The sequence below is a fragment of the Amorphus suaedae genome (genome assembly GCF_053629675.1).
This window is the reverse complement of sequence record NZ_JBRJIT010000001.1, coordinates 2,076,851-2,103,712: the sequence shown is the minus strand read 5'-3', so window position 1 is coordinate 2,103,712 and position 26,862 is coordinate 2,076,851. Positions and strand designations below refer to the sequence as shown.

The 26,862-nt window shown below is 68.7% G+C and carries 23 protein-coding genes and 1 pseudogene; 11 read left to right on the top strand and 13 right to left on the bottom strand.

Annotated features, from left to right (window positions below):
• Positions 1 to 17: 17 nt before the first annotated feature.
• Positions 18 to 1,631, top strand: coding sequence for a GMC family oxidoreductase (locus AB7M35_RS09470; protein WP_453959157.1), 1,614 nt, complete (start codon positions 18 to 20; stop codon positions 1,629 to 1,631).
• Between the two features lie 18 nt (positions 1,632 to 1,649).
• On the opposite strand, the gene AB7M35_RS09465 is transcribed toward AB7M35_RS09470, so the two are convergent.
• Positions 1,650 to 2,264 carry an isochorismatase family protein gene (locus tag AB7M35_RS09465; protein WP_453959155.1) on the bottom strand — a complete coding sequence of 205 codons (615 nt, stop codon included), beginning with the start codon at positions 2,262 to 2,264 and terminating at the stop codon, positions 1,650 to 1,652.
• 47 nt (positions 2,265 to 2,311) lie between these two features.
• On the opposite strand from AB7M35_RS09465, the gene AB7M35_RS09460 reads away from it, so the two are divergent.
• Positions 2,312 to 2,965, top strand: a complete 654-nt coding sequence (locus AB7M35_RS09460; protein WP_453959153.1) for a TetR/AcrR family transcriptional regulator — start codon at positions 2,312 to 2,314, stop codon at positions 2,963 to 2,965.
• A gap of 145 nt (positions 2,966 to 3,110) precedes the next feature.
• A pseudogene (locus AB7M35_RS09455) lies at positions 3,111 to 3,224 on the top strand (hypothetical protein); the annotation flags it as partial.
• Positions 3,225 to 3,239: 15 nt separating this feature from the next.
• Here AB7M35_RS09455 and AB7M35_RS09450 read toward each other — a convergent pair.
• The 12 genes from AB7M35_RS09450 to AB7M35_RS09395 all read right to left on the bottom strand — a co-directional run bounded on the left by AB7M35_RS09450 (position 3,240) and on the right by AB7M35_RS09395 (position 14,779).
• A complete protein-coding gene (locus AB7M35_RS09450; protein WP_453959151.1) occupies positions 3,240 to 4,067 on the bottom strand; it encodes an alpha/beta fold hydrolase in 828 nt (275 codons plus the stop codon).
• Positions 4,068 to 4,071: 4 nt separating this feature from the next.
• A complete protein-coding gene (locus AB7M35_RS09445; protein ID WP_453959150.1) occupies positions 4,072 to 5,136 on the bottom strand; it encodes a threonine aldolase family protein in 1,065 nt (354 codons plus the stop codon).
• Positions 5,137 to 5,152: 16 nt separating this feature from the next.
• Positions 5,153 to 5,710 carry a DoxX family membrane protein gene (locus AB7M35_RS09440; RefSeq protein WP_453959148.1) on the bottom strand — a complete coding sequence of 186 codons (558 nt, stop codon included), beginning with the start codon at positions 5,708 to 5,710 and terminating at the stop codon, positions 5,153 to 5,155.
• A complete protein-coding gene (locus tag AB7M35_RS09435) occupies positions 5,698 to 6,486 on the bottom strand; it encodes an HvfC/BufC family peptide modification chaperone (RefSeq protein WP_453959146.1) in 789 nt (262 codons plus the stop codon). Before AB7M35_RS09435 ends, AB7M35_RS09440 begins: the two co-directional genes overlap by 13 nt.
• Positions 6,476 to 7,366 carry an MNIO family bufferin maturase gene (gene bufB, locus AB7M35_RS09430; protein ID WP_453959144.1) on the bottom strand — a complete coding sequence of 297 codons (891 nt, stop codon included), beginning with the start codon at positions 7,364 to 7,366 and terminating at the stop codon, positions 6,476 to 6,478. The genes AB7M35_RS09435 and bufB overlap by 11 nt, the downstream gene beginning before the upstream one ends.
• Before the next feature lie 102 nt (positions 7,367 to 7,468).
• Positions 7,469 to 7,774, bottom strand: coding sequence for a BufA1 family periplasmic bufferin-type metallophore (locus tag AB7M35_RS09425; RefSeq protein WP_453959141.1), 306 nt, complete (start codon positions 7,772 to 7,774; stop codon positions 7,469 to 7,471).
• A 121-nt stretch (positions 7,775 to 7,895) separates the two neighbouring features.
• Positions 7,896 to 9,056, bottom strand: coding sequence for a DNA replication/repair protein RecF (gene recF, locus AB7M35_RS09420; RefSeq protein WP_453959140.1), 1,161 nt, complete (start codon positions 9,054 to 9,056; stop codon positions 7,896 to 7,898).
• Positions 9,057 to 9,073: 17 nt separating this feature from the next.
• Complete coding sequence (gene dnaN / locus AB7M35_RS09415; protein WP_453959138.1) at positions 9,074 to 10,192, bottom strand: DNA polymerase III subunit beta; 1,119 nt, start codon at positions 10,190 to 10,192, stop codon at positions 9,074 to 9,076.
• A 363-nt stretch (positions 10,193 to 10,555) separates the two neighbouring features.
• Positions 10,556 to 12,007 carry a chromosomal replication initiator protein DnaA gene (gene dnaA / locus AB7M35_RS09410; protein WP_453959136.1) on the bottom strand — a complete coding sequence of 484 codons (1,452 nt, stop codon included), beginning with the start codon at positions 12,005 to 12,007 and terminating at the stop codon, positions 10,556 to 10,558.
• A 144-nt stretch (positions 12,008 to 12,151) separates the two neighbouring features.
• A complete protein-coding gene (locus tag AB7M35_RS09405; RefSeq protein WP_453960685.1) occupies positions 12,152 to 12,592 on the bottom strand; it encodes a rhodanese-like domain-containing protein in 441 nt (146 codons plus the stop codon).
• 723 nt (positions 12,593 to 13,315) lie between these two features.
• Positions 13,316 to 13,582, bottom strand: a complete 267-nt coding sequence (rpsT, locus tag AB7M35_RS09400; RefSeq protein ID WP_453959134.1) for a 30S ribosomal protein S20 — start codon at positions 13,580 to 13,582, stop codon at positions 13,316 to 13,318.
• Between the two features lie 423 nt (positions 13,583 to 14,005).
• Positions 14,006 to 14,779, bottom strand: a complete 774-nt coding sequence (locus AB7M35_RS09395) for an enoyl-CoA hydratase (RefSeq protein ID WP_453959132.1) — start codon at positions 14,777 to 14,779, stop codon at positions 14,006 to 14,008.
• 295 nt (positions 14,780 to 15,074) lie between these two features.
• On the opposite strand from AB7M35_RS09395, the gene zapE reads away from it, so the two are divergent.
• The 8 genes from zapE (at position 15,075) to lpdA (ending at position 26,691) form a co-directional block, all read left to right on the top strand.
• On the top strand, positions 15,075 to 16,223 hold the full coding sequence (gene zapE, locus AB7M35_RS09390; protein ID WP_453959131.1) for a cell division protein ZapE: 1,149 nt from the start codon (positions 15,075 to 15,077) through the stop codon (positions 16,221 to 16,223).
• A 141-nt stretch (positions 16,224 to 16,364) separates the two neighbouring features.
• Positions 16,365 to 17,327, top strand: coding sequence for a malate dehydrogenase (gene mdh, locus AB7M35_RS09385; RefSeq protein ID WP_453959129.1), 963 nt, complete (start codon positions 16,365 to 16,367; stop codon positions 17,325 to 17,327).
• Positions 17,328 to 17,390: 63 nt separating this feature from the next.
• Complete coding sequence (gene sucC, locus AB7M35_RS09380) at positions 17,391 to 18,581, top strand: ADP-forming succinate--CoA ligase subunit beta (protein ID WP_453959128.1); 1,191 nt, start codon at positions 17,391 to 17,393, stop codon at positions 18,579 to 18,581.
• Between the two features lie 98 nt (positions 18,582 to 18,679).
• Positions 18,680 to 19,591, top strand: coding sequence for a succinate--CoA ligase subunit alpha (sucD, locus tag AB7M35_RS09375; protein WP_453959127.1), 912 nt, complete (start codon positions 18,680 to 18,682; stop codon positions 19,589 to 19,591).
• 242 nt (positions 19,592 to 19,833) lie between these two features.
• The gene (locus AB7M35_RS09370; RefSeq protein ID WP_453959124.1) at positions 19,834 to 22,797 is read left to right on the top strand and encodes a 2-oxoglutarate dehydrogenase E1 component; all 2,964 of its coding nucleotides are present in this window, start codon (positions 19,834 to 19,836) and stop codon (positions 22,795 to 22,797) included.
• Positions 22,798 to 22,855: 58 nt separating this feature from the next.
• Positions 22,856 to 24,424, top strand: coding sequence for a 2-oxoglutarate dehydrogenase complex dihydrolipoyllysine-residue succinyltransferase (odhB, locus tag AB7M35_RS09365; RefSeq protein ID WP_453959122.1), 1,569 nt, complete (start codon positions 22,856 to 22,858; stop codon positions 24,422 to 24,424).
• Positions 24,425 to 24,463: 39 nt separating this feature from the next.
• A complete protein-coding gene (locus AB7M35_RS09360) occupies positions 24,464 to 25,222 on the top strand; it encodes an SDR family oxidoreductase (protein ID WP_453959120.1) in 759 nt (252 codons plus the stop codon).
• 68 nt (positions 25,223 to 25,290) lie between these two features.
• A complete protein-coding gene (gene lpdA / locus AB7M35_RS09355) occupies positions 25,291 to 26,691 on the top strand; it encodes a dihydrolipoyl dehydrogenase (RefSeq protein WP_453959119.1) in 1,401 nt (466 codons plus the stop codon).
• The last annotated feature ends 171 nt before the right edge of the window (positions 26,692 to 26,862 follow it).

Below are 26,862 nucleotides of genomic sequence, written 5' to 3'. Positions count from 1 at the left end.
GTGCGGGAGGGGAACCGGTGCAGGACCTGGGGAACTACGACTACATCGTCGTCGGCGGCGGCTCGGCCGGCTGCGTGCTCGCCAACCGGCTGTCGGCCGACCCGCGCCGCAAGGTGCTTCTGCTGGAGCGCGGCGGCCGCGACAACTGGATCTGGTTCCACATTCCGGTGGGCTACCTGTTCGCCATCGGCAATCCCCGCGCCGACTGGATGTTCACCACCGAGGCCGAGGCCGGCCTCAACGGCCGCAGCCTCGCCTATCCGCGCGGCAAGGTGCTCGGCGGGTCGTCGGCCATCAACGCCATGCTCTACCTGCGCGGCCAGGCGGCCGACTACGACGCGTGGCGGCAGATGGGGCTTGCCGGCTGGGGCTGGGACGACGTGCTGCCGGTCTTCCTCCGCCACGAGGACCACATCGACGGCGCCGGGCCGTTCCACGGCAGCGGCGGCGAATGGCGGGTGGAGCATCCGCGCATGCGCTGGAAGATCCTCGACGAGATCCGCACCGCCGCCGAGGGCGTCGGCATCCCCAAGGTCGACGACTTCAACACCGGCACCAACGAGGGCTCGTCCTACTTCCAGGTGAACCAGAAGGCCGGACGGCGCTGGAGTGCGGCGCGCGGCTTCCTGAAGCCGGTGCTCGGCCGGCCCAACCTGCGCGTCGAGACGGACGTGCACGTCCACCGGCTGGTGATCGAGGAAGGCCGGGCCCGCGCCGTGCTGTTCGACCGGGGCGGCGAGGAATTGAGGGCGTCCGCCGACGGCGAGATCGTGCTGTCCAGCGGGTCGGTCGGCTCGCCGCTGATCCTCGAGGCGTCCGGCATCGGCGATCCGGAGCGGCTGTCTGCCGGCGGAATCGATGTCGGGTGCGCGCTTCCCGGCGTCGGCGAGAACCTGCAGGACCATCTGCAGATCCGGCCGGTCTACCAGGTGAGCGGCATTCCGACCCTCAACGGCCTCTACGCCAACCTGTTCCGTCGGGCGATGATGGGCGTCGAGTACGCGCTGCGCCGTACCGGGCCGCTGACCATGGCGCCATCGCAGCTCGGCGCCTTCGCCCGCACCTCCGACGCCTATGCGACGCCCAACGTGGAGTTCCACTTCCAGCCGCTATCGCTGGACAAGTGGGGCGACGGGCTGCACCCGTTCGACGCCTTCACCGCCAGCGTCTGCAACCTGCGTCCCACCAGCCGCGGCTCGATCCATCTGGGCCGCGCCGGGGACGGCACGCCGAAGCCGCTGATCAGTCCGCGCTACCTCTCCACCGAGGCGGACCGGCAGGTGGCGGTGGACTCGCTGAAGCTGGTGCGGCGGATCGTCGGCCAGCCGGCGCTCGCTCCCTATCAACCGAAAGAGTATCTGCCGGGGCCGCAGGTGGAGAGCGACGCCGACCTCCTGAAGGCGGCCGGCGATCTCGGCACCACCATCTTCCACCCGGTCGGCACAGCGAAGATGGGCACCGACGACGACCCGATGGCGGTGGTCGATGCGCGGCTGAAGGTGCGCGGCGTCGACGGCCTACGGGTGGTCGACGCCTCGATCATGCCGACGATCGTCTCCGGCAACACCAACTCGCCGACCATCATGATCGCCGAGAAGGGCGCCGGGATGATCCTCGAGGATGCGCGCTGAGGCTGGTGGGCGCCGGCCTCAGCCGAGTGCCGCGACGATGGCGTCGACGGAGCGCACGCGGCTGACCCGTGGCAGCGTCCGTTCCACCGCCACGGCATGCAGATCTCCGAGCGAGCTGCAGGCGTCTTCGGCGACAATCACCGAATAGTTCGCCTGCCAGGCATCGCGGGCGGTCGTTTCGACGCCGAAGTTCGTGGCAATGCCGCACAGGACGACCGTGTCGATGCCCCGGCGGCGCAGCTGCAGGTCGAGCTCGGTCCCATAGAAGGCGCTCCACTGCCGCTTGGTGACAGAGAAGGCGGCGGGCAACGCCTGGATTTCAGGAGCAAGATCCGACCAGCCGTCCGCGGATCCGCCCTGCGGCAGCATCATCGGCTGGTCGACAAGCCCGTGCGGCGTGTCGCTGCCATCCCCGGCGAAGGCGATGCGGACCGGAACGATCGGTGCCTTGGCTGCGGCGAAAGCATCGCCGAGGCGGGCTGCGGCCGCCACGACGGCGGAGCGGTCGTATGGGGCGAGGGGGAAGGACAAGGTTCCGGTCTGGATGTCGATGAGGACCAGCGCGGTCGTGCTTGGGTCGAGCGAAAGTGGCATTGTGATCTCCGGGCCGGAACGAACCGATGCGGCCGCCATGACGGATAGGGATATGTGAGGACGTCCTCACAAAAATATTTATGAGTATGAGCTCACAAAAGTCAACGCCGGCTACGGACGCTGCCGCGAAGACCGCCAAGGCACCAGCCCGCAAGCGCGGCCGGGCCCGTGTGGCGGCCTTGCAGAAGGCGGGTGCCGAGGTGTTTGCCGAGACGGGATACGAGGCGGCGACGATGACCGGGATCGCGGCGCGCGCCGGCGCCTCTATCGGCTCGCTCTATCAATTCTTCCCGGACAAGGAGCAGCTCGCTGCGGCGATCCACGGCGCCGCCCTGGAGGATCTGGTCGCCCGGATCGATGCGCTGGTCTCGGTGTGCTCCGGAAGGTCGCCGGCCGAGACGTCGGACCGGCTGTTCGCCGCTTTCGACGCCTTCCTCGACGACCATCCCGCATTCGCGGTTCTCGGCGACCGCAAGACCATCGACCCGGCGGCGAAGACGCAGGCGCGGGCCCGGCTTCGGAGCGTCCTTTCCGCCCTCTTCGCCTCGGTCTCGCCCGAGGTTCCCGAACCGCGACGTCCGGCACTCGCGGCGGTCGCGCTGCAGCTCATGCGTCTCGTCGCCATCATGCGGACCGACGATGACCCGGCGATCCGCAAGACGGCCGGCCACGAGTTGAACCGCATGTTCCGCCGCCACCTCGAAGAGGCGGCCGGAGTCGGATCCGATTCGGCGGTGTGAGGGGACCGGCCTGGGGCATTTCCCGTCGGATCGGCGCGCCCGGACTGCGGAGCAAATCGCTCAAGGGGCCGAATCCGGAGCCATTTCCGATTGATCTGCTGCCCCCGACCTGGACGGAAACGGCTCCCTTTCGCCCGGAGACCCGATGGCGGTGGTCGACGCCTCGATCATGCCGACGATCGTCTCCGGCAACACCAACTCGCCGACCATCATGATCGCCGAGAAGGGCGCCGGGATGATCCTCGAGGATGCGCGCTGAGGGCGGGCGTCGGGCTCAGCCCGCGCCGAAGAGGCGCAGCGCCGCGGCGACGATCGCCTCCGGGGCATCCTCCTGCACAAGATGGCCGGCGCCGGGGACCTCGGTCAGCTCGCAGTTCGGGAGCATCGCGGCGAAGCGCCGGCCGGTCTCGATCGGGATCCAGGCGTCTTCGGTTCCCCAGAGCAGGCGGACGGGGCAGCGGAGCGTGCCGTAGCGCCCCTCGATCTCGTCGGTGTAGGCCATGTCCATCTGGGCGATCTGGCGATAGAAGGCCGGCTGCCCGGCCTCCCCCAGCCAGGGCGCCAGGTACGGGGCCAGCGCCGCATCGTCCATCGACCGGCTGACCGCGCCGCGGATGTAGGCGGCCAGGATCGCGCGCTGCAGATAGTCCGGCACGCCGGCAAACGCCGCCTCGTGCTGGCGGACGTGCTGGACGAACGGCGAGCCCCACGGCCGGATCGCCACCGGATCGACCAGCAGCAGGTTCTCGTAGTCGCGGCCGTTCAGGAAGTGCGCCCTCAGCACCGTCGCGCCGCCGAAGTCGTGGGCGACGACGCTGGGCCGCTCAAGCCCCCAGTGATCGAGGAGGGCGGCGAACACGTGGTTCTGCACGCCGAGCGAGACGTCCTGTCCGGCCCGCTTCTCCGACTGGCCGTAGCCGAGCAGATCGAAGACGTGAACCTGGAAGGTGCGGGAAAGCTCGCGGGCGATCCGCCGCCAGACGTAGGACGAGAACGGCGTGCCGTGGACGAGCACGACCGGCCGGCCTTCTCCGAACCGGTCGCAGGCGATCGCCTGACCCTGGAAATCGAACCGGTCGCGAAGATCCCAGTCTGTGCTCATGGATCTAGGCGTCGTTGGTGCCCAGCGCGGCGAGAAACGCGTCGATCTCGGCGTCGGTGGTGGCGAAGTTGGCGATCATCCGCACCCGCGTCTCGCCAGGGCGTGGCGCCTCGTCGGCGGTGGCTCCCCGGGTTCGCCAGGGATAGAGGGTCGCGCCGGCGTCCTGGACCCGCTTCAGCGTCTCGTCCTCGATGTGCGCGAACACCTCGTTGGACTGGCACGGCCAGGCGAGCCGGGCCTTCGGCGAGGCCTCGATGCCGGCCGCGAGCCGGGCGGCCGCGGCGTTGGCGGCGCCGGCGAGCTCCAGCCAGTGGCCGCCCTCCAGCATCGCCAGCATCTGCGCGGCCACGAAGCGGCTCTTGGAGAACAGGTGGCCGGCCTGCTTGCGATGGGCCTCGACCTCGGGCGCCTTCGCCGCGTCGAAGACGACGATCGCCTCGCAGCACCAGGCGCCGGTCTTGGTCAGGCCGAGGGAGAGGATGTCGACGCCCGATTCCCAGGTGATCTTCGCCGGACTGACGCCCAGGTGCGCGACCGCGTTGGCGAATCGGGCGCCGTCCATGTGGACCGCCATCCGCCGGCCATGGGCGGCGTAGCCGATCGCGGCGATCTCCTCGGGCGTGTAGACGGTGCCCGCCTCGGTCACCTGGGACAGGCTGACGACGCGCGGCGTGCCACGCTGGAAGGAGCCCTGGGGATAGTGGCCGAGCACGGCCTGGAGCGCCTCGGGAGTGATCTTGCCGTTGGCGCCGGGGATCGAGACGAGCGTGAGCCCGCGTCCCAGGAAGGCGGGGGCGCCGCCCTCGTCGACGGCGATGTGCGCGTCGGCGTGGCAGAAGCCGATGCCGCCCGGGCCGGAGGTGGAGGCGAGCGACAGGGAGTTGGCGGCGGTGCCGGTCGCCACGAAGTAGACGTCGAGATCGGTCTCGAAGACCTCCCGGAGCGCGGTGGTCGCCTTGGCGGTCAGCTCGTCGGTGCCGTAGGCGGGGGCGAGCCCGGTCGCGGCCTCGGTGAGCGCGGTCGCCACCCTGGGGCTGACGCCGGCCCAGTTGTCGCTGGCGAAGTTCATGCGGTCTCCGTCGGGATCAGCGACGCAGACTTCGGCCAAGAAGCGCGTCGAGCGAGAGGAAGCCCGGCCCCTTCAGGACCAGGACCAGAAGGACGAACACCCAGAGCGTCCGCTGGTCGGCGATCAGGGAGCTCGGGTCGCGGCTGAACAGGCTGCCGACGGTCTCGGCGCCGACGTCGTGGCCGTTGATATCCGTATAGGTCATGACGGCGATGAAGGCGATCATGCCAACCGATGCGAGCCGGGTAAACAGGCCGACCACGATGAGGATCGGCAGCACGAACTCGGCGTAGGTCCCGAGATAGACGATCAACTTGTCGGGAAACACCGGGATCGCCGACGTGTTGTAGCTCACCTCCTCCATCAGCTTCGGCAGGATCTGGGCGTAGGCGCCGACCGAGACCTGGAAGAATCCCAGGACGCCGTCGCCGACCTTCGTCAGCGCCGAGCGGAAGAAATAGAGGAACAGGACGGCGGCGAACACGAACCGCGCCGCGAGGCCGAGGAACCAGCCGCCGAGGATCCGGTCGAGGGCGTTGAACGCGCTGGCGTGGAGACGCATCAGGATGGACATGGTCGGTGGCCTTCTTCTTGTTGGACGGTGAGCGCGCCGGCGGTGAGGAGAAGCGTCAGGCTTTCGGCGAGATCGAAGCCGGCGTGGGCGGCCGCGGCGGTCTCGGCCGCCGCGGCGAGCGGCAGGCCGTCGCCGAGGGCGCGGGCGAAGGCGGCGGTGCCGGCCGGCAGCCGGTGCACGCCGACCTCGATGCCCGGGCGGACGACGAGCGCATCCTCGCCGTGCGCCGGCAGCACCGCGGGCACGGGACCGTCGCCGCGGTTGGCGCGCCAGATGGTCACCAGCGGATGGACCGAGCAGACGATGCGCGTTGCCGGATGAAGCGCGAGCCGGGTCTCCGCCAGCCGCTCGGCCGGGATCCGCGCCAGCGCCCCGGCGGCGAGCGGCGCGGCCTCGGCGGCGTGGTAGGCCGCCAGCCAGGCCGCTTCGAGCCGCGCCACGTCCGGCACGTACGGGTAGGCGGCCAGGCTCTCCAGGCCGGCGAGGAAATCCGGAAAGGTCGCGCCGTAGCGGAACAGCAGCGGCGAGGCGGGCTTCTCGGCGGCGGCGTAGGCGCGGGCGGCGGCCCGGAAGTACGCCTCGCCGACGAGGCGCCGGACGGCCGGGAAGGTCGCCGCAAGGGCATGTACGAGGGTCGCGGCGACCGTGTTGCGATAGACCTGGAAGCGCTTCGGATCGCGGGCGCCGTCGGGTCCGGTCAGCCCGTCCGGCAGGTCGGCGCCGGCATCGCAGACGGCGGTGAGGAAGCCGGCGCGCCGCAGGTGCTCAGACGGCATGGCGGACCTCCGCGCCGGACGCGATCTCTCGCAACACCGTCTCGGCCCGGGCCGCCTCGCCGGCGAGCACCGGCCACACCGGCACGTCGCTGTCCCATTCGATGAGGGTCGGGATCGGCCGGCCGGCGCGCGCGAGCGCGCGGGCGTAGAGGCCCCACACGTCCTCGCAGACCGCGCGGTCGTGGGTGTCGATCAGCAGCGGCCGGCCGGCGGAATCGCGGTCGGGGGCGTGGCCGCCGAGATGGATCTCGCCGACGACATCCATGGGAAACGTGGCGAGGTAGGCGTCGGGATCGGCCTGCCGGTTGGCGCAGGCGACGGCGACGTTGTTCACGTCGAGGAGCAGCCCGCAGCCGGTCCGCCGCGCCAGCTCCGCCAGAAAGTCCGTCTCCGCCAGGCTGGTCTCGGCGAAGGCGAGGTAGGTCGACGGATTCTCGATCAGGATCGGGCGGCCGAGCGCCTCCTGCACCTCGTCCACGTGCCGCGCGACGGTGGCGAGCGTCGCCTCGGTGTAGGGCAGCGGCAGCAGGTCGGGCACGTAGACGCCGTCGTGGGTCGACCAGGCGAGATGCTCCGACACCAGGCCCGGATCGGTCCGCGCGACGACCGCGGTCAGCCGGGCGAGGTGGTCGCGGTCGAGCGGGCCGGTGCCGCCGATCGACAGGCCGACGCCGTGCACCGACACGGGGTAGCGCTCGCGGATCGCCGCCAGCAGGCGGTGGGGCGCGCCGCCGTCGCCCATCTGGTTCTCCGCGTGCACCTCGAAGAAGCCGACGTCGGCGCCGTCGAGGATGTCCCGCACGTGCTCGAGCTTGAGCCCGACGCCCGCGCGGGCCGGAATGGCGGCCGCCACGCGGGCGGAGAGCGCCGTGGCTGTCATGGGATCCATCCTCGCCGCGCCGGATGCCGGCGGCCGGGCCGTATTCAAACCCTTGCACAATTGCCGTTCGTCCGGATCCGACAGATCCGGAGGGGCCATGCCCTAGGAGGCGGACTTCTCCGGCAGGTCGCGGTCGAGCTCCTTAAGGCTGCCGTGGCGGTCGCCGGGCAGTTCCATGGTGGTGCAGGTGCCCCTGGGAACGAGCTTCCAGGCGTTGCCCTGGTAGTCGACCGTCGAGGTCGCGGCGCAGGTGGTGCCGGGACCGGCCGCGCAGTCGTTCTCGCCGGCGAGCGCGACGCCGAAGCATTTCTCCTTGTCCTCGGCGGCGGCCGCCGGCGTTGTGGCGGCGGCGAGCGCGCTGGCGATCGCCCCGGCCAGCGCGGCGGTCGAATAGGTCTTCGCGGTCATGTGGATCCCTCCCTGGATCGGGGCGCGCAGCGGTCACCGCCCCGTCGTCGGCACCAGAAGACCCGATCGGGCACGGCAAGCGAAAATCAACAGCCCGCGACCGGCGCGTGACCATCGCCGGTCAGGCGGAGAGCGTGCCGTTGGAGACCTGGAACACCTGCGCGCGCGCGCCGATCGCCTCGAACAGGATGGGATCGGTGCCCGTCATGAAGGTCTGCCCGCCGAGGCGGTCGAGCCGGTCGAACAGCGCGGCGCGGCGGCCGGGATCCAGGTGGGCGGCGACCTCGTCGAGGAGCAGGACCGGCGCGCGCGCGTTCTCCTCGGCGACCAGGCTGGCGTGGGCGAGCACCAGGCCGATCAGCAGCGCCTTCTGTTCGCCGGTGGAGGCCTGGGCGGCCGGCATCTGCTTGTCGGCGTGGGTGACGACGAGGTCGGTCCGGTGGGGGCCGGTGAGGGTGCGGCCGGCCGCCCGGTCGCGCGGCCGGCCCTCGTGGAGGAGCCGGCGGAAGGCGTCGGTGAGGGCATCGAGGTCGCCGCCGAGTTCGTCCGACAGGGCCTCGATGGTGCCGTCGAGCGCCAGCTCCGCCCGCGGAAACGAACCGTCGTCGGTCGCCACCGACGCGAACGCGCCGCGGAAGCGGCCGACGAGGCGGGCGCGGGCCCGGGCCATGGCGGCGCCGTGGCGGGCGATCTCGGTCTCGATGGCGTCGAGCCATGCCGCGTCGGCAGAGGGATCCTCCAGCAGCCGGTTGCGGTGGCGGACCGCCTTCTCGTAGGCCGAGGCACGCGGCCCGTGGGCGGCGTCGAGGCCCATCACCAGCCGGTCGACGAACCGCCGCCGGTCGCCGGCCGGCCCGGTGAACAGGCCGTCCATGGCGGGCGTCAGCCAGAGCACGTCGAGGTGGGCGAGCAGCGCGTCGGAGGTTCCGGCGTCCTCGCCGTCGATGCGGATGCGGCGTGCCCGCGGCGCGCCGGGTTCCGGCTGCAGCCCGGTGCCGATGGCCACCCGCGCGCCCCGGCTTTCCAGCCCGACGTGGACGGTCCAGCCGCCCGATCCGCCGACCCGGGCGACGGCGTCGTAGGTGGCGCGCCGGAGGCCGCGGCCCGGCGACAGGAAGGAGACCGCCTCGAGCAGGTTGGTCTTGCCGGAGCCGTTGGCGCCGACGAGCACCACCGAGCGGCCGTCGAAGGCGACCGGCAGGGCGGCGTAGTTGCGGAAGTCGGTCAGGGTGAGGGCAGTCAGCGCCACGCGGGCGACGGACGGGGAAGCCGCGTCCGTCATGCCGGGATCCGCCGGGGTCACACCCGCATCGGCATGAGAACGTAGAGCGTCCGGTTCTCGCCGATGTCGTGCACGAGGGTGGGGGAGCCCGGATCGGCGAGCTTGAACTCGGCGGTCTCGGTCTCCAGCTGGCCGGCGATGTCGAGCAGGTAGCGCGAGTTGAAGCCGATATCGAGCGGCTCGGCGTCGTACTCGACGGCGAGTTCCTCCGTGGCGCTGCCGGAGTCCGGATTGTTGACCGACAGCACCAGCTTGCCCGGCTGCAGCGACAGCTTCACGGCGCGGCCGCGCTCGCTCGACACGGTGGACACGCGGTCCACGGCGTTGGCGAACTCCTGCCGGTCGACGTGCAGCGACTTGTCGTTGTTCTGCGGGATCACCCGGACATAGTCCGGGAAGGTGCCGTCGATGAGCTTGGAGGTGAGGACGACGGTCTCGAACGTGAAGCGGATCTTCGCGTCGGACAGCTCGATCTTCACGGTCTCGTCGGCGTCCTCGATCAGCCGCTGGATCTCGCTGACGGTCTTGCGCGGCACGATCACGCCGGGGATGCCGTTGGCGCCCTCGGGGGCCGGGACCTCGGCCTGCGCCAGGCGGTGGCCGTCGGTGGCAACGGCGCGCAGCATCGGGCCCTCGGGGGTGTCGACCGAGTGGAGGTAGATGCCGTTCAGGTAGTAGCGGGTCTCCTCGGTGGAGATCGCGAACTGGGTGCGGTCGATCAGCCGCTTCAGCTGGCCCGCCTTCAGCGCGAAGGAGTGGGAGAAGCTGCCGGTGGTGATGTCCGGGAAATCCGCCTCGGGCAGGATCTGCAGCGAGAAGCGCGAGCGGCCGGCCGACAGCGTCAGCGTGGCGCCGTCGCTGTTGGTCTCCAACACGATCTGCGCGCCTTCCGGCAGCTTGCGGACGATGTCGTGGAACATGTGGGCCGGCACCGTGGTGGCGCCGCCCTGTTCGACCATCGCCGGAACCTGCTCGGTCACCTCGATGTCGAGGTCCGTCGCCTTGAGGTTCAAGGCGCTGCCGTCAGAACGGATCAGGACGTTCGACAGAATCGGGATCGTGTTGCGCCGTTCGACCACGCGATGCACGTGGGTGAGCGATTTCAGCAGGTGGGCCCGTTCCAGTGTCGCGCGCATGGCCTTGAGACGTCCGAAATGCTGTTGTCTACGAAGGACGGTCGACGCTTGGGATGCCGTCGCCCGGCCCGGGGGCTGGGGCTGCCGCTAAGTGCCGGCAGGTCGCCTTCGGGGGAGCGCAAGGTGCCGTCTACGGGGGCGGGATGCAAGCCCCGGGGGACGCTCATCCGGCGAAAAAGTGCCGCATCCGAGCCTTTTGGGCAATGCGGCGCCGCTTCTTCCGCGTGCCGGGGCTCGAAATGCCGCCGGCGGGGCTCTCCTGGCGGTCCCTCGTCGCCGGGTCCGACGCGGATCCGCCAGCCGCGGGGTGTGCCCGAGGCTGGCGGAAAGGGCGTCCGGAGAGGAAGGGGAAGGGCCCCCGGATCAGGCGTCGAGGAGCCGCTTCAGCGTCTCGATGTCCTCGGCGAGCGTGCCGTCGGAGCCCATCAGGCTGTCGATCTTGCGAACCGCGTGCAGCACCGTGGTGTGGTCGCGGCCGCCGAAGCGCCGGCCGATCTCGGGCAGCGAGCGCGGGGTGAGCGACTTCGCCAGATACATAGCCACCTGGCGGGGACGGACCACGGCGCGGGTGCGGCGGGCGGAGAGCAGGTCGGCCTTCGACACGTTGAAGTGCTGGGCGACGACGCGCTGGATGTCCTCAATCTTGGGACGGCGGCCTTCGCGGGCCTTCAGGAGGTCCTTCAGGGCGCCTTCGGCCATCTGCATGTTGATGGCCGCGCCGGTGAGCTGGTTGTGGGCGACGAGCCGGTTGATGGCGCCGTCCAGGTCGCGGCCGTTGGTGGTGACCGAGCGGGCCACGAACTCCAGCACCTCGCCGGGGAAGTCGAGCTCCGGGAAGGCGGCCTTCTGGGCGCCGATGCGGCTGGTCAGGATCTTGGTGCGCAGCTCAAGGTCGGGCGCGCCGATCTCCACCGACAGGCCGCCGCCGATGCGCGAGCGGACGCGCTGCTCCAGCCCGTCCAGCTCGCCGGCGGGGCGGTCGGCGGCGATCACCACCTGGCGGGCGCCGTCCACCAGCGCGTTCAGCGTGTGGCAGAATTCTTCCTGGACCTTGCCGCCGTGCAGGAACTGCAGGTCGTCGATCAGGAGGAGGTCGATGTCGCGCAGCATGTCCTTGAAGGCCAGCGCGGTCTGGTTCCGGAGCGCCACCACGAACCGGTACATGAAGTGCTCGGCGGTCAGATAGAGGACGCGGCGGGGCGCATGCTGGCGGGCCTCGGCGGCGATCGCCTGCAGAAGATGGGTCTTGCCGTAGCCGACGGCGCCGTGGACGAACAGCGGATTGAAGGCGGCCTTCTCGCCGGAGTGGGCCAGCGCGACCTTCCGGCCGGCGGCGAGCGCCAGCATGTTGGACGGGCCTTCCTCAAAGCTGTCGAGGGTGAAGCGCGGGTCGAGCGGCGACCCGTCGAGCGCGTCGTGGGCATCGACCTCGCGCGGCGTCGGCGTGGTCATGCTCGGCGCGGTCGTCTGCGTCGGCCGGGAAGGGGCGGAGGACCGTGCGGCCGGCACCGACGCGAGGGGACGGGACGTGGCGCAGGGGCTGCGGACGGCGCTGCGCACGACGTACTCGATGCGCCGGATGTCGCCGGTTTCCTTCTGCCACAGCTGCACGATGCGGTCGCCGTAGTGGTTCTGCACCCACTGGCGGATGAACGGCGTCGGCACCGAAAGCTGCACCACGGAGGCGGCGCGGCTCTCGAAATTGATCCGGGCGAACCAGCTCGAATAGACGTCTTCGCCCAGCTCATGCCGCAGGCGTGCTTTCACACGTCCCCACTGGTGGTCGGGGGCTGGTTCGATCTGCGCCGTCGCCATCGTGTAGTCTCCTAATCCGCTTGTCTCTTTCGTCCGCCTCAGTGACCGGCCCGGTTTTTGGTGCGCTTTTCGCGCTGATTATATGAGCCGGCTATGCTTTTTGCGGCGCTGCGCGCCGCCACAGTCCATGTTCGCGTCAGGTCCTCAGGATTGAATCCACGGGAGTCCGGCGGCCTTCCAGCCCGCCACGCCACCGCGATGGTGGTGCGCGTCCTGGGGCCCCTCGAAGCCGTCGGAGATGTTGTAGGCTGCCCGAAGGCCGGAGGCCGTCATGGCGATCGCCGCGGCGCGGCTGCGCGCGCCGGAGCGGCAGAGGAAGAACACGGGGGTATCGGCCCCGGCGTTCCGCTCGCGGAGCGCTTCTGACACGCCATCCACGAACCCCGGGTTAACGTCCATCTCCGGAAAGCGCTGCCACTCCACCAGCACCGGCTCCTTGCCGGCGCCTCGCAGGTCGGCCAGGCCGACGAACGTCCATTCCGCGCGGGTCCGCACGTCGACGAGCACGGAGGTGGAATCTTCGGAAAGAACCTTCCAGGCGTCGGTGCTGGGGATGTCCCCCGCATAGGCTTGTTCGGACGTCATCGACAAAATTTCCCTCGTGATGTCGCTGCGGCAGCGCCATCGAATTCAACGTTCGAATGGTCAAGGCTGAAGCCGCTCGCCACCGCATCGGCGGCACAGCAGGGTTCAGTTGTCTGGTGTCGGAAGGACAGTGTCCCCGTGGCGAATGATAACGAGTACCACTCTCCATTACTCAAAGCATGAAAAGTATACGCGTGATTTACTACAAATTTTGGATTTATTGTTATCTGCAACAGGGTGGCCCCCGCTGATGACTTGAAGATACACAGGCCCTTCGCGGGCCGCAACCGCCAGAGATGACCAAATCGTAAACGCCGGGTCGGTTCGGCGGTCGCCGTCCCGATCCGTTGTGTTCGGCGAATCGGGCAAGCCATTTCGACTCAAAGGATTCCTGTCGCCGGGGGGACGGAAACGGCGGTCGGAACAAAGGCGGCAAAAAAATAATTGGCGGGCTACTTGACTCTTCAGGCCTTAGGCAAAACCCGGGAAGCTTGAATCGACCTATCCCTAAGCCTATGAAATCGCGGGATTTTCCGTGACACGGAGCGGGTGGGCGCGAAGGCTCCGGAATGCCCCGGAATTCTTAGCCGGGTAACGCTTGTGGACAGAAGTGGAAACCCGCGAAGGCCGCGGATCCGGGCTGTCGGAGGCCAAAAAAAATCGGGCCCGGCGATGCCGCCGGGCCCGATTTTGAACGTCTCGATAAGGCGACGATGCCGGCTGTCAGGCCGGCAGGCCCTTGATGCGCTGCGCCAGTCGCGAAACCTTCCGCGAGGCGGTATTGCGATGAATAACGCCCTTGGTGGCCGCCCGCATGATTTCGGGCTGCGCCTGGGTGAAGGCGGTCTTTGCCGCGGCGGCGTCGCCGGAGCTGATCGCTTCTTCGACCTTGCGCACAAAGCTGCGCATGCGGGACCGGCGCGCCTTGTTCACTTCCGTGCGGCGCTCGATCTTGCGAGCCATTTTCTTAGCCGATCGCGTGTTGGCCATCGACGCTCCTGTCCTTGTTCCGATCGACCCGTTTGGAACCCCCAGCGGTTCCGAACGAATGATCCCGTTCGCATGTCCGGAACCGCTGTGTCGCGACGGCGTGGTCGCGGGCCGTTCCGGGTCGGGGCGGACCAGCCGGCGAACGCGCGGACGCGGACGGGCTGCTCCAGTATTCTGTCCCGGTCTTCCGATCGTCGGTGACCCGAGGGGCCAGCCAGACGCGGAAGGATCCGGTCGCTCGAGGACGCCGAAGCCGCGGTCCGAAACGATGCTTCGGGGAAGCCCGTCTCAACACCGTTACAGCAGCACGGCATCCTTGGATAAGGGCGCGTCTATACGCCGCCGCGGCGCCCCGGTCAACGGTGAAAGGGCATCGCGGCGGTGCGCGCGAAGCCCAATGCCGCGGGGTCCGGCGCGGCGGGCCTACTTGTTCCGGAACTGCGGCGTCCGCTTGGCGGCGAACGCGTCCATGCCTTCCTTCTGGTCGGCGGTGGAGAACATCGCGTGGAACAGCCGCCGTTCGAATCGGACGCCCTCGGCGAGCGTCGTCTCGTAGGCGCGGTTGACGCTCTCCTTGGCCATCATGACGATCGGCTGCGAGAAGCCGGCGATCTTCTCCGCCGCGGCGATCGCCTCGCCGAGGAGCTCGTCGGCCGGAACCACCCGCGAGACCAGCCCGGAGCGCTCGGCCTCGGCCGCGTCCATCATCCGCCCGGTGAGCACCATCTCCATCGCCTTCGACTTGCCGACGAAGCGGGTGAGGCGCTGGGTCCCGCCGGCGCCGGGCATGACGCCGAGGGTGATCTCCGGCTGGCCGAACTTCGCGGTGTCGGCGGCCAGGATGAAGTCGCACATCATGGCGAGCTCGCAGCCGCCGCCGAGCGCGTAGCCGGCCACCGCCGCGATCACCGGCTTGTGCATCGTCGCGACCTGGTCCCAGGAGCCGATGAAGTCGCCGACATAGGCGTCGACGAAGTCCAGCGTCGCCATCTCCTTGATGTCGGCGCCGGCGGCGAAGGCGCGCTCGGAGCCGGTGAGCACGGTGCAGCCGAGGTTCGGGTCCGCCTCGACGATGCGCAGCGCGGTGACGAGCTCGCCGATCAGCGCCCCGTTCAGCGCGTTCATGGCCTTCGGACGGTTGAGCGTGATGATCGCGACCTTGCCGCGCGTCTCGTAAAGAATGTTCTCGTAGGCCATGGGTCCTCCCCTGGATGCAGCCGGCGGGCGCTGTCCGGTGCCGGCACGTCGCCGCGATCTCGCGCACGTTTGCCCGCAGGGCGGCCTGCGGGCCGGTGGGGTGCGCCGACCGGGTGTCCTGCCAGAAGCGGTAGCGAAGCCGTGGTGTCCTTTCAACCTCGATCAGCGCCCGCCGCAACCTTGCCGCCCGCCGCTGCGTTGGCCAGGGCATTCCCCCGTCCGGTGGGATCGGTTAGGTGATCAGCCAGTCGAGGGCCGTTCCGCCCGCCTCTCCGTGTCCAAGGGTATTAGAAGTATGCCGACAGCCTCCGTGCTCGATCGCTACGACGCGCTGGTCGCCTCCGGAAGCTTGGATCGCGATCCGGCGCAGGAGGCGGTGGCCCAGCGCCTGGGCGAGCTGTGCGACAGCCTCGCCGATCGCCCCGAGCCCGGCCGCTCCGGCAGCATGATCGGCCGGCTCCTGAAGGGGCGGAGCTCGGGCGTCGTCAAGCTGAAGGGGCTCTATCTCTGGGGGGAGGTGGGCCGCGGCAAGACGATGCTGATGGACCTCTTCTTCGAGGCGGCCCCGGTGGAGCGCAAGCGGCGCGCCCACTTCACCAACTTCATGGCCGACGTCCACGCCCGCGTGCACAAGACGCGGCAGGCGATCGCCGCCGGCGAGATCAAGGGCGACGACCCGATCCCGCCCGTCGCCGCCTCGATCGCCGAAGAGACCGAGCTCCTGTGCTTCGACGAGTTCTCCGTCACCGACATCGCCGACGCGATGATCCTGGGCCGGCTGTTCACCCGCCTGTTCGAGCGCGGCGTGGTGCTGGTCGCCACCTCCAACGTCGCCCCCGACGACCTCTACAAGAACGGCCTCAACCGCGGCTTCTTCCTCGGCTTCATCGATCTCATGAAGCACAACGTCGAGGTGGCCCGCCTCGACGCCAACGCCGACTACCGCCTCGACAAGCTGGCCGGCACGCCGATGTACTTCCTCACCGGCGACGAGGAGCAGGTGGCGGCGATGGGCCGGCTGTGGCGGCGCCTGCTCGGCGGCCGCGAGCCGGCGCCGGAGAAGCTCACCGTGGTCGGCCACCCGGTCGCCGTGCCCCAGGCCGCCGGCGGCCTCGCCCGGTTCGCGTTCGCCGATCTCTGCGAGAAACCGCTCGGCGCCAGCGACTATCGCGCCATCGCCGACCGCTACCACACCGTGTTCGTCACCGACGTGCCGCCGCTTTCCCCGGAAAAGCGCAACGAGACGAAACGCTTCATCACCCTGATCGACGTTCTCTACGACACCCACGTGCGGCTGATCGTGTCGGCGGCGGCCGAACCCGATCACCTGTTCACCGGCGACGAGGGCACGGAAGCCTTCGAATTCCGGCGCACGGCCTCCCGTCTGGTGGAAATGCGCTCGGCCGGCTACGTCGAGGCCTGCGAGACGATGCCGATGACTTGATCGGCAAAACCGGCCGAATTGGGCGGGCGTCGTGTCTTGAACCTCTCTGCCAAAGGGAGTAGTGACACCCCCGGTTCGCCCTCCGGCGCCACTCTGTATTTTCTTCTCCGTTTCGCAATCATCACAAGGGGACCGGTTCTCATGGCGCGCACCAAAATCGCATTGATCGGCGCCGGCCAGATCGGCGGCACGCTCGCGCTCCTGGCAGGCTTGAAGGAACTGGGCGACGTCGTCCTGTTCGACATCGCCGAGGGGACGCCGCAGGGCAAGGCGCTGGACATCGCGCAGGCATCCGCGGTCGAGGGCTTCGACGCCGAGCTCACCGGCGCGAACGGCTACGAGGCCATCGCGGGCGCCGACGTGGTGATCGTGACGGCCGGCGTGCCGCGCAAGCCGGGCATGAGCCGCGACGACCTGCTCGGCATCAATCTGAAGGTCATGGAACAGGTCGGCGCGGGCATCCGCGACAACGCTCCGGACGCCTTCGTCATCTGCATCACCAACCCGCTCGACGCGATGGTGTGGGCGCTGCAGAAGTTCTCCGGCCTGCCCACCAACAAGGTGGTCGGCATGGCCGGCGTGCTCGATTCCGCGCGCTTCCGCTATTTCCTCGCCGAGGAGTTCAAGGTCTCCGTCGAGGACGTGACGACCTTCGTGCTCGGCGGCCACGGCGACACCATGGTGCCGCTGGTGCGCTACTCCACGGTGGCCGGCATCCCGCTTCCCGATCTCGTGAAGATGGGCTGGACCACCCAGGAGAAGCTCGACCAGATCGTCCAGCGCACCCGCGACGGCGGCGCCGAGATCGTCGGTCTGCTGAAGACCGGTTCCGCCTTCTACGCGCCGGCCTCCTCCGCCATCGAGATGGCCGAGGCCTACCTGCGCGACAAGAAGCGCGTGCTGCCCTGCGCCGCCTACCTCGACGGGGCCTACGGCCTCGACGGGATGTATGTCGGCGTGCCGACCGTCATCGGTGAGGGTGGCGTCGAGCGGATCGTCGAGATCACCCTCGAAGGCGAGGAAAAGACCGGCTTCGAGAAATCGGTCGAGTCGGTTCGCGGTCTGATGGACGCCTGCAAGGGCATCGCTCCGCAACTGAAGTAACATGCCGAGGGCCGGGTCGCCCGGCCCTCAGATTTTCGCTCCGCGAGAGGCCGGGAGACGCACGTGAACATCCACGAATATCAGGCCAAGGAAGTGCTCAAGGGCTACGGCGCGCCGGTAGCCCAGGGCATTGCCATCACCGATGCGGCCGAGGCCGCGACTGCTGCCGGCAAGCTTCCCGGACCGCTTTATGTGGTGAAGAGCCAGATCCACGCCGGTGGACGCGGCAAGGGCAAGTTCAAGGAACTCGGCCCCGACGCCAAGGGCGGCGTCCGCCTTGCCAAGTCGGTCGACGAAGTTGCCGCCTTCGCCAAGGAGATGCTCGGCAACACCCTCGTCACCAAGCAGACGGGCGACGCCGGCAAGCAGGTCAACCGCCTCTACATCGAGGACGGCGCCGACATCGACCGCGAGCTCTACCTGTCGCTGCTCGTCGACCGCACCGTCGGCCAGGTGGCCTTCGTCGCCTCGACCGAGGGCGGCATGGACATCGAGACCGTCGCCGAGGAGACGCCCGAGAAGATCGTCACCATCGCGATCGACCCGGAAGCCGGCGTGACCGACGCCAACGCCAAGGCGCTCTGCGACGCGCTGAAGCTCGAGGGCGCGGCCCGCGACGACGGGATGAAGCTCTTCCCGATCCTCTACAAGGCGTTCACCGAGAAGGACATGAGCCTTCTCGAGATCAACCCGCTGATCGTGATGACCGACGGCCGCCTCCGCGTCCTCGACGCGAAGTGCTCGTTCGACGGCAACGCGCTGTTCCGCCACGACGACATGAAGGCGCTGCGCGACGAGACCGAGGAGGACGCCAAGGAGATCGAGGCGTCCAAGTACGACCTCGCCTACGTGGCGCTCGACGGCGACATCGGCTGCATGGTCAACGGCGCCGGCCTCGCCATGGCGACCATGGACATCATCAAGCTGTACGGCTCGGAGCCGGCCAACTTCCTCGACGTCGGTGGCGGCGCGAGCAAGGAAAAGGTCACGGCGGCGTTCAAGATCATCACGGCCGATCCGAACGTCAAAGGCATCCTGGTCAACATCTTCGGCGGCATCATGCGCTGCGACATCATCGCCGAGGGCGTCGTCGCCGCGGTGAAGGAAGTCGGGCTGAAGGTGCCGCTGGTGGTGCGCCTCGAGGGCACCAACGTCGACAAGGGCAAGGCGATCCTCAACGAGAGCGGCCTCGCCATCACGGCGGCGGACGATCTCGACGACGCCGCCAAGAAAATCGTCGCGGCCGTGAAGTAACGCAGGTCAGCGGGTCCGGGCGGGGCGTCTTCGAGAAGACGAGGCGCCAGTCCGGACCGTTACTTCGCGACTTGATGCATAGGTAAAGAAGGCACGTTATGTCCATTCTCGTCGACAAGAACACCAAGGTGATCGTGCAGGGTCTGACCGGCAAGACCGGCACCTTCCACACCGAGCAGGCGCTCGCCTATTACGGCACCCAGATGGTCGGCGGCACGCATCCCAAGAAGGGCGGCGAGAAGTGGCACGGCACGGCCGGCGGCAAGCCCGTCGAGCTGCCGATCTTCGCGTCCGTCGCCGAGGCCAAGGACCGGACCGGGGCGACCGCCTCGGTCATCTACGTCCCGCCGGCGGGTGCCGCTGCCGCCATCGAGGAGGCGATCGACGCCGAGATCGCGCTGATCGTCTGCATCACCGAGGGCATCCCGGTGATGGACATGGTCAAGGTGAAGGCGAAGCTCGACAAGTCGAACTCGCGGCTGATCGGCCCGAACTGCCCCGGCGTGCTGACGCCCGAGGAATGCAAGATCGGCATCATGCCGGGCAACATCTTCCGCAAGGGCAACGTCGGCATCGTCTCGCGCTCCGGCACGCTGACCTACGAGGCGGTGTTCCAGACCTCCAACGAGGGCCTCGGCCAGACGACCGCCGTCGGCATCGGCGGCGATCCGGTGAAGGGCACCGAGTTCATCGACATGCTGGAGATGTTCCTCGCCGACGACGCGACCCAGTCGATCATCATGATCGGCGAGATCGGCGGCTCGGCCGAGGAGGACGCCGCCCAGTTCATCGCCGACGAGGCGAAGAAGGGCCGCAAGAAGCCGATGGTCGGGTTCATCGCGGGCCGCACCGCCCCGAAGGGCCGCACCATGGGCCACGCCGGCGCGGTGGTTTCCGGCGGCAAGGGCGGCGCGGAAGACAAGATCGCTGCAATGGAAGCGGCCGGCATCAAAGTGTCACCGTCGCCGGCGCAGCTTGGCAAGACGCTCTCCGCTCTGCTGAAGGGCTAGGCGGAAGCAAGATCCGGTCTGGCGCGCGCGTCTGACCGATACGAATTGACTTCCGGGCAGCTGGCCGACGCCGATTTCAACCATCGGTTTCCGGCGATCTGCCCGGAATTGCTCTCAAGGCCTCGAAGGCGGGGCAGGGATGTGTTTGGATATGTTGCGTCTGCAGGACGGTGACGCCATCTTGCAGTCGGCACGGCGCAGGACAAGGAGGGGGCCCTACGGGGCCCCATAGCGTTAAAGCGATGGCATCACAGGATCCGAACGAAGCGTTTCGGCAAACGTCCTTTCTCTACGGCGGCAACGCCGCCTATCTCGAAGATCTGTACGCCCGTTTTCAGACCGATCCGGATTCGCTGGACGCTGAGTGGCAGGCTTTCTTCTCCGCGCTGAAAGACGATAAGAATCAGGTACTTGCCGAGGCGCGTGGCGCCCCCTGGCAGCGCCCGGACTGGCCGATCCCGGCGAACGGCGAGCTGGTCTCCGCCTTCGACACCGACTGGCGGCGGTTCGAGGTCGCGATCGGCGACAAGATCAAGGGCAAGGCCCAGCAGAAGGGCGTCGAGATCTCCGAGGACGAGGCGCTGCGGGCGACCCGCGACTCGGTCCGCGCGCTGATGATGATCCGCGCCTACCGCGTGCGCGGCCATCTGCATGCCGATCTCGACCCTCTCGGCATCGCCCGGCTGGAGGATCACGACGAGTTGAAGCCGGAGAGCTACGGCTTCACCGAAGCCGACCTCGACCGCCCGATCTACATCGACAACGTGCTCGGTCTCGAGTTCGCCTCCATCCGCGAGATGAAGGCGATCCTCAAGCGCACCTACTGCTCGACCATCGGCGTCGAGTTCATGCACATCTCCGACCCGACCGAGAAGGCCTGGATCCAGGAGCGCATCGAGGGCCCGGACAAGGGCATCGAGTTCACCGACAACGGCAAGAAGGCGATCCTCAACAAGCTGATCGAGGCCGATGGCTTCGAGAAGTTCCTGGGCGTCAAGTACACCGGCACCAAGCGCTTCGGCCTCGACGGCGCCGAGGCGCTGATCCCGGCGCTCGAGCAGATCATCAAGCGCGGCGGCAACCTCGGCCTGCGCGACATCGTGCTGGGCATGCCCCACCGCGGCCGCCTGAACGTGCTCGCCCAGGTGATGGGCAAGCCGCACCGCGCCATCTTCAACGAGTTCAAGGGCGGCTCCTACACCCCCGACGACGTCGAGGGTTCGGGCGACGTGAAGTACCACCTGGGTGCCTCGTCGGACCGCGAGTTCGACGGCAACAAGGTGCATCTGTCGCTGACGGCCAACCCGTCGCATCTGGAAATCGTCGATCCGGTCGTGCTGGGCAAGGTGCGCGCCAAGCAGGACCAGATGTCCGACGCCGAGCGCACGATGGTGATGCCGGTGCTGCTGCACGGCGACGCCGCCTTCGCCGGCCAGGGCGTCGTGGCGGAGTGCTTCGGCCTGTCGGGCCTGAAGGGTCACCGCACCGGCGGATCGCTGCACTTCATCGTCAACAACCAGATCGGCTTCACGACTAACCCGCGCTTCGCGCGCTCGTCGCCCTATCCGTCCGACGTGGCGAAGATGATCGAGGCGCCGATCTTCCACGTGAACGGCGACGATCCGGAAGCGGCGGTCTACTGCGCGAAGATCGCGACGGAGTTCCGTCAGCAGTTCCACAAGCCTGTCGTCATCGACATGTTCTGCTACCGCCGCTTCGGCCACAACGAGTCCGACGAGCCGGCGTTCACCCAGCCGCTGATGTACAAGGTCATCCGGGATCACCCGTCGACCCTGGACATCTACGCCAAGCGCCTCGTCGACGACGGCGTGGTCTCGAACGACGAGTTCGAGGGCATGAAGCAGGCGTGGCGTGACCGGCTCGAGCAGGAATACGAGGCGGGCGAGGGCTTCAAGCCGAACAAGGCCGACTGGCTGGACGGCCGCTGGAGCGGTCTCGGCATCGCCGACAGCCCGGACGACCCGCGTCGCGGCAAGACCGACGTCGACGCCGACACGCTGAAGCAGATCGGCGAGAAGCTCACGCAGATCCCGGAGGACTTCCATGCCCACCGGACCATCAAGCGCTTCCTCGACAACCGCCGCACGATGATCGAGACGGGCGAGGGCATCGACTGGGCGACCGGCGAGGCGCTGGCGTTCGGCTCGCTGCTGGCGGAAGGCTTCCCGGTCCGCCTGTCGGGCCAGGACGTCGAGCGCGGCACCTTCTCGCAGCGTCACTCGGTGCTCTACGACCAGGAGACCGAGGACCGCTACATCCCGCTCAACAACGTCTCGGAGAACCAGGCGCGCTACGAGGTCATCAACTCGATGCTCTCCGAAGAAGCGGTGCTCGGCTTCGAGTACGGCTATTCGCTCGCCGAGCCGAACACGCTGGTGTGCTGGGAAGCCCAGTTCGGCGACTTCGCCAACGGCGCCCAGGTCATCATCGACCAGTTCATCTCGTCGGGTGAGCGCAAGTGGCTGCGCATGTCGGGCCTCGTGCTGCTGCTGCCGCACGGCTACGAGGGCCAGGGTCCGGAGCATTCGTCGGCCCGCCTCGAGCGGTACCTGCAGCTCTGCGCCGAGGACAACATGCAGGTCGCCAACTGCACGACGCCGGCCAACTACTTCCACATCCTGCGCCGTCAGATCCGCCGCGACTTCCGCAAGCCGCTGATCCTGATGACGCCGAAGTCGCTGCTGCGCCACAAGAAGGCGGTGTCGCGCCTCGACGAGATGACGCCGGAGACGAGCTTCCACCGCATCTTGTTCGACGACCTCGATCCGAACACCGGCCACGAGGGCGGCGGTCTGGTCTCCGACGACAAGATCCGGCGCGTCGTGCTGTGCTCGGGCAAGGTCTATTACGACCTGCTTGAGGAGCGCGAGCAGCGCGGCGTCGACGACGTCTACCTGATGCGCGTCGAGCAGCTCTACCCGTTCCCGTCGAAGTCGGTGCTGAACGAGTTCAAGCGCTTCCCGAAGGCGGAGATGGTGTGGTGCCAGGAAGAGCCGGCGAACATGGGCGCCTGGTCGTTCGTGCGTCCGTTCCTGGAGTGGGTGCTGGCGCAGGCCGGCACCAACCAGACCGCGCCGCGCTACGCCGGCCGCAGTGCCGCGGCGTCGACGGCCACCGGCCTGATGTCGAAGCACCTCGCCCAGTTGAAGGCTTTCCTCGAGGAGGCGCTGGGCCCCTCGTCCTGAGGCGGCCCACCGTCCCCCCGACCCCGAATTAGATCACAAGCATACGGAAACAGGCGCCATGGCCAGCGAAATCCGCGTTCCCAACCTCGGGGAATCCGTCACCGAGGCGACGATCGCCCAGTGGTACAAGAAGGAAGGTGACACCGTCGCTCAGGACGAGCCGCTGGTGGAACTGGAAACCGACAAGGTGACCGTCGAAGTCCCGGCCCCGAGCGCCGGCACGCTGGGCGAAATCGCGGTGAAGTCGGGCGAGACCGTCGAGGTCGGCGCGCTCCTGGGCATGATCTCCGAGGGCGGCGGCGCCGCCGCGGCGAAGACCTCCGGCTCCGACGCGAAGAAGTCGGAGGCCCCGAAGGCCGAAGAGAAGCCCGCGCCGAAGGCCGAGGCGTCCGAGGACAAGCCGGCCGCCGGCGGCGGCGAGGACGTGTCGATCAAGGTGCCGTCGCTGGGCGAGTCCGTCACCGAGGCGACGATCGCCAAGTGGTTCAAGAAGGAAGGCGACAGCGTCGCCGAGGACGAGCCGCTGGTGGAGCTGGAGACCGACAAGGTCAGCGTCGAGGTTCCGTCGCCCGCCGCCGGCACGCTCGGCTCGATTTCCGCCAAGGAAGGCGACACCGTCGAGGTGGGCGCGCTGCTCGGCAAGGTGACCCCGGGCGCCGGCGGATCCGCCAAGGCGTCGTCCGCTCCTGCCAAGAGCGAGGCTCCGGCCGCCAAGCAGAGCGGCGGCTCCGACGGTGGCATGCCGCCGTCGCCGTCCGCCTCCAAGCACATGAAGGAGGCGGGGCTCTCCGCCGATCAGGTGTCCGGCTCGGGCAAGCGCGGCCAGGTCCTCAAGGAGGATGTGCTCGCCGCGGTCGAGAAGGGCCTGACGGCCGGCAAGGAGGCAGCCCCCCAGGCGCCGCGCGGCCCGTCCAACGACGAGGACGGCGCGCGCGAGGAACGGGTCAAGATGACCCGCCTGCGCATGACCATCGCCCGCCGCCTGAAGGACGCGCAGAACGCCGCCGCCATGCTCACCACGTTCAACGACGTGGACATGGGCGCGGTGATGGAGCTCAGGAAGTCCTACAAGGACCTGTTCGAGAAGAAGCACGGCGTCCGTCTCGGCTTCATGGGCTTCTTCGCCAAGGCCGTGATCCAGGCGCTGAAGGAGATCCCGAACGTCAACGCCGAGATCGACGGCAACGAGATCGTCTACAAGAACTACTACCACATCGGCGTGGCGGTCGGCACCGACAAGGGCCTCGTGGTGCCGGTGGTGCGCGACGCCGACCAGCTGTCGATCGCCGGCATCGAGAAGACCATCAACGACTTCGGCAAGCGGGCCCGCGACGGCCAGCTGAAGCTCGACGAGATGCAGGGCGGCACGTTCACCATCTCCAACGGTGGCGTCTACGGCTCGCTGATGTCGACGCCGATCCTCAACGCGCCGCAGTCGGGCATCCTCGGCATGCACCGCATCGACCAGCGCCCGGTCGTGCACAACGGCCAGATCGTCATCCGGCCGATCATGTACCTGGCGCTCTCCTACGATCACCGCATCGTCGACGGCAAGGAAGCCGTGACGTTCCTGGTGCGCGTCAAGGAGGCGATCGAGGATCCGCAGAGGCTCGTGCTGGATCTCTGATCCGGCACCCGGGAGGTCGCGTTCGCCAGATGGTTAGTCGTGGCTGACGGAGTTCTCATCGTGACGGGTGGCAGCCGCGGCATCGGGGCTGCCACGTCCCGCATGGCCGCCAGGGCCGGCTACACCGTGCTCGTGAACTACGCGCGCGATGCCGCCACCGCCGAGGCCCTCGTCGGCGAGCTCCGCTCGGCCGGCGGCAGCGCCGAGGCCGTCCAGGCCGACGTCGGCGACGAGGCGGCCGTGCTGGCCCTGTTTGAGGCGGCCGACCGGCTCGGACGGCTCGCCGGCCTCGTCAACAACGCCGGCGTCGTCGATCTGGTCGCCCGCGTCGACGAGATGTCGGTGGCGCGGCTGCGCCGGATGTTCGAGATCAACACCATCGGCCTCATCGTCTGCGCCCGCGAGGCGGTGAGGCGCATGTCGACCCGCCACGGCGGGGAGGGCGGCGCCATCGTCAACGTCTCCTCGGCCTCCGCAAAGCTCGGCTCGCCCGGCCAGTACGTCGACTACGCGGCGGCCAAGGGCGCGGTGGAATCGTTCACCGTCGGCCTCGGCCGGGAAGTCGTCCGCGAGGGCATCCGGGTCAACGCGGTGCGGCCGGGGATCATCGACACCGAAATCCACGCCAGCGGCGGCGCGCCCGACCGCGTCGCCCGCGTGAGCGACCAGATGCCGATGGGCCGTGTCGGACGGCCCGAGGAGGTCGCGGAAGCGATCCTCTGGCTTCTCTCCGACGCATCGTCCTATACAACGGGCGCGATCATCGACGTTTCCGGCGGCCGAGCCGTCGCGCCCTGAACCCGATGTCGGTGTGGCGCCCGTAGCGGCGAATGTGCCGGCCAAGTGATCCCAAGAGAGGCAATCTCATGTCCAGCTACGACCTCATCATCATCGGAACCGGCCCTGGCGGCTATGTCTGCGCGGTGCGCGCCGCCCAGCTCGGCATGAAGGTGGCCGTCGTCGAGAAGCGCGCCACCCACGGCGGCACCTGCCTCAACGTCGGCTGCATCCCGTCCAAGGCGCTGCTGCACGCCTCCGAGCTCTACGAGGAGGCCGGCCACGGCTTCGCCGGCATGGGCATCAAGGTGCAGCCGGAGCTCGACCTCGCCGGGATGCTGGCCTTCAAGGACGACGGCGTCGACGGCAACGTGAAGGGCGTCGACTACCTGTTCAAGAAGAACAAGATCGAGGCCTTCCACGGCACCGGCACCATCGAGGCGCCGGGCAAGGTGAAGGTCACGCCGGAGGACGGCGAGCCGCAGGTGCTGGAGACCAAGGCGATCGTGATCGCCACCGGCTCCGAGGTCTCCAGCCTGCCGGGCATCGAGATCGACGAGAAGAAGATCGTCTCCTCCACCGGCGCCCTGGAGCTCCCGGAAGTCCCGAAGCGGCTGATCCTGATCGGCGGCGGCGTCATCGGCCTGGAGCTCGGCTCGGTCTGGCGCCGGCTCGGCTCGGAGGTGACGGTGGTGGAGTTCCTCGACCGCATCGTGCCGAACGAGGACAAGGAGATCTCCAAGCAGTTCCAGCGCATCCTCCAGAAGCAGGGGATGACCTTCAAGATGTCGTCGAAGGTCACCGGCGTGGTGCCCGAGGGCGACGCGCTGAAGGTGACGGTGGAGCCCGCCAAGGGCGGCGACGCGGAGACGCTGGACGCCGACGTGGTGCTGGTCTGCGTCGGCCGGCGCCCGTTCACCGACAATCTCGGCCTCGACGAGGTCGGCGTCGAGCGCGACGACAAGGGCCGGGTGAAGACCGACGGCCATTTCAAGACCAACGTCGACGGCATCTACGCGATCGGCGACGTGATCACCGGCCCGATGCTCGCCCACAAGGCCGAGGACGAGGGCATCGCCGTCGCCGAGATCCTGGCCGGCCAGGCCGGCCACGTGAACTACGACGCGATCCCGAGCGTGGTCTACACCTATCCGGAGGTCGCCTCGGTCGGGAAGACCGAGGAGGCGCTGAAGGCCGACGGCATCGAGTACAAGGTCGGCAAGTTCCCCTTCACCGCCAACGGCCGCGCCAAGGTCAACCGGACCACCGACGGCTTCGTGAAGATCCTCGCCGACGCCAAGACCGACCGCGTCCTCGGCGTGCACATGATCGGCCCGGACGTGGGCAACATGATCGCCGAAGCCGTCCTCGGCATGGAGTTCGGGGCGGCGGCGGAAGACATCGCCCGCACCTGCCACGCCCATCCGACGCTGCCCGAGGCGGTGAAGGAAGCGGCGATGGCCGTCGACGGTCGCGCCATCCACATGTGAGTTCGCCCGCCCGGTGCCCTCGGGGCTGGCCGGGCCTCCGATCTCACTCGCAGCACGCGCAAGCGCCCGCATCCTCGATGCGGGCGTTTCGCGTTCCGGCCCCGCCGCGCGGCCGCGTGGCCCTCGCCCGGCCGTCATCCCGGCGCTAGGCTCGCCGCCATGGACCGACTC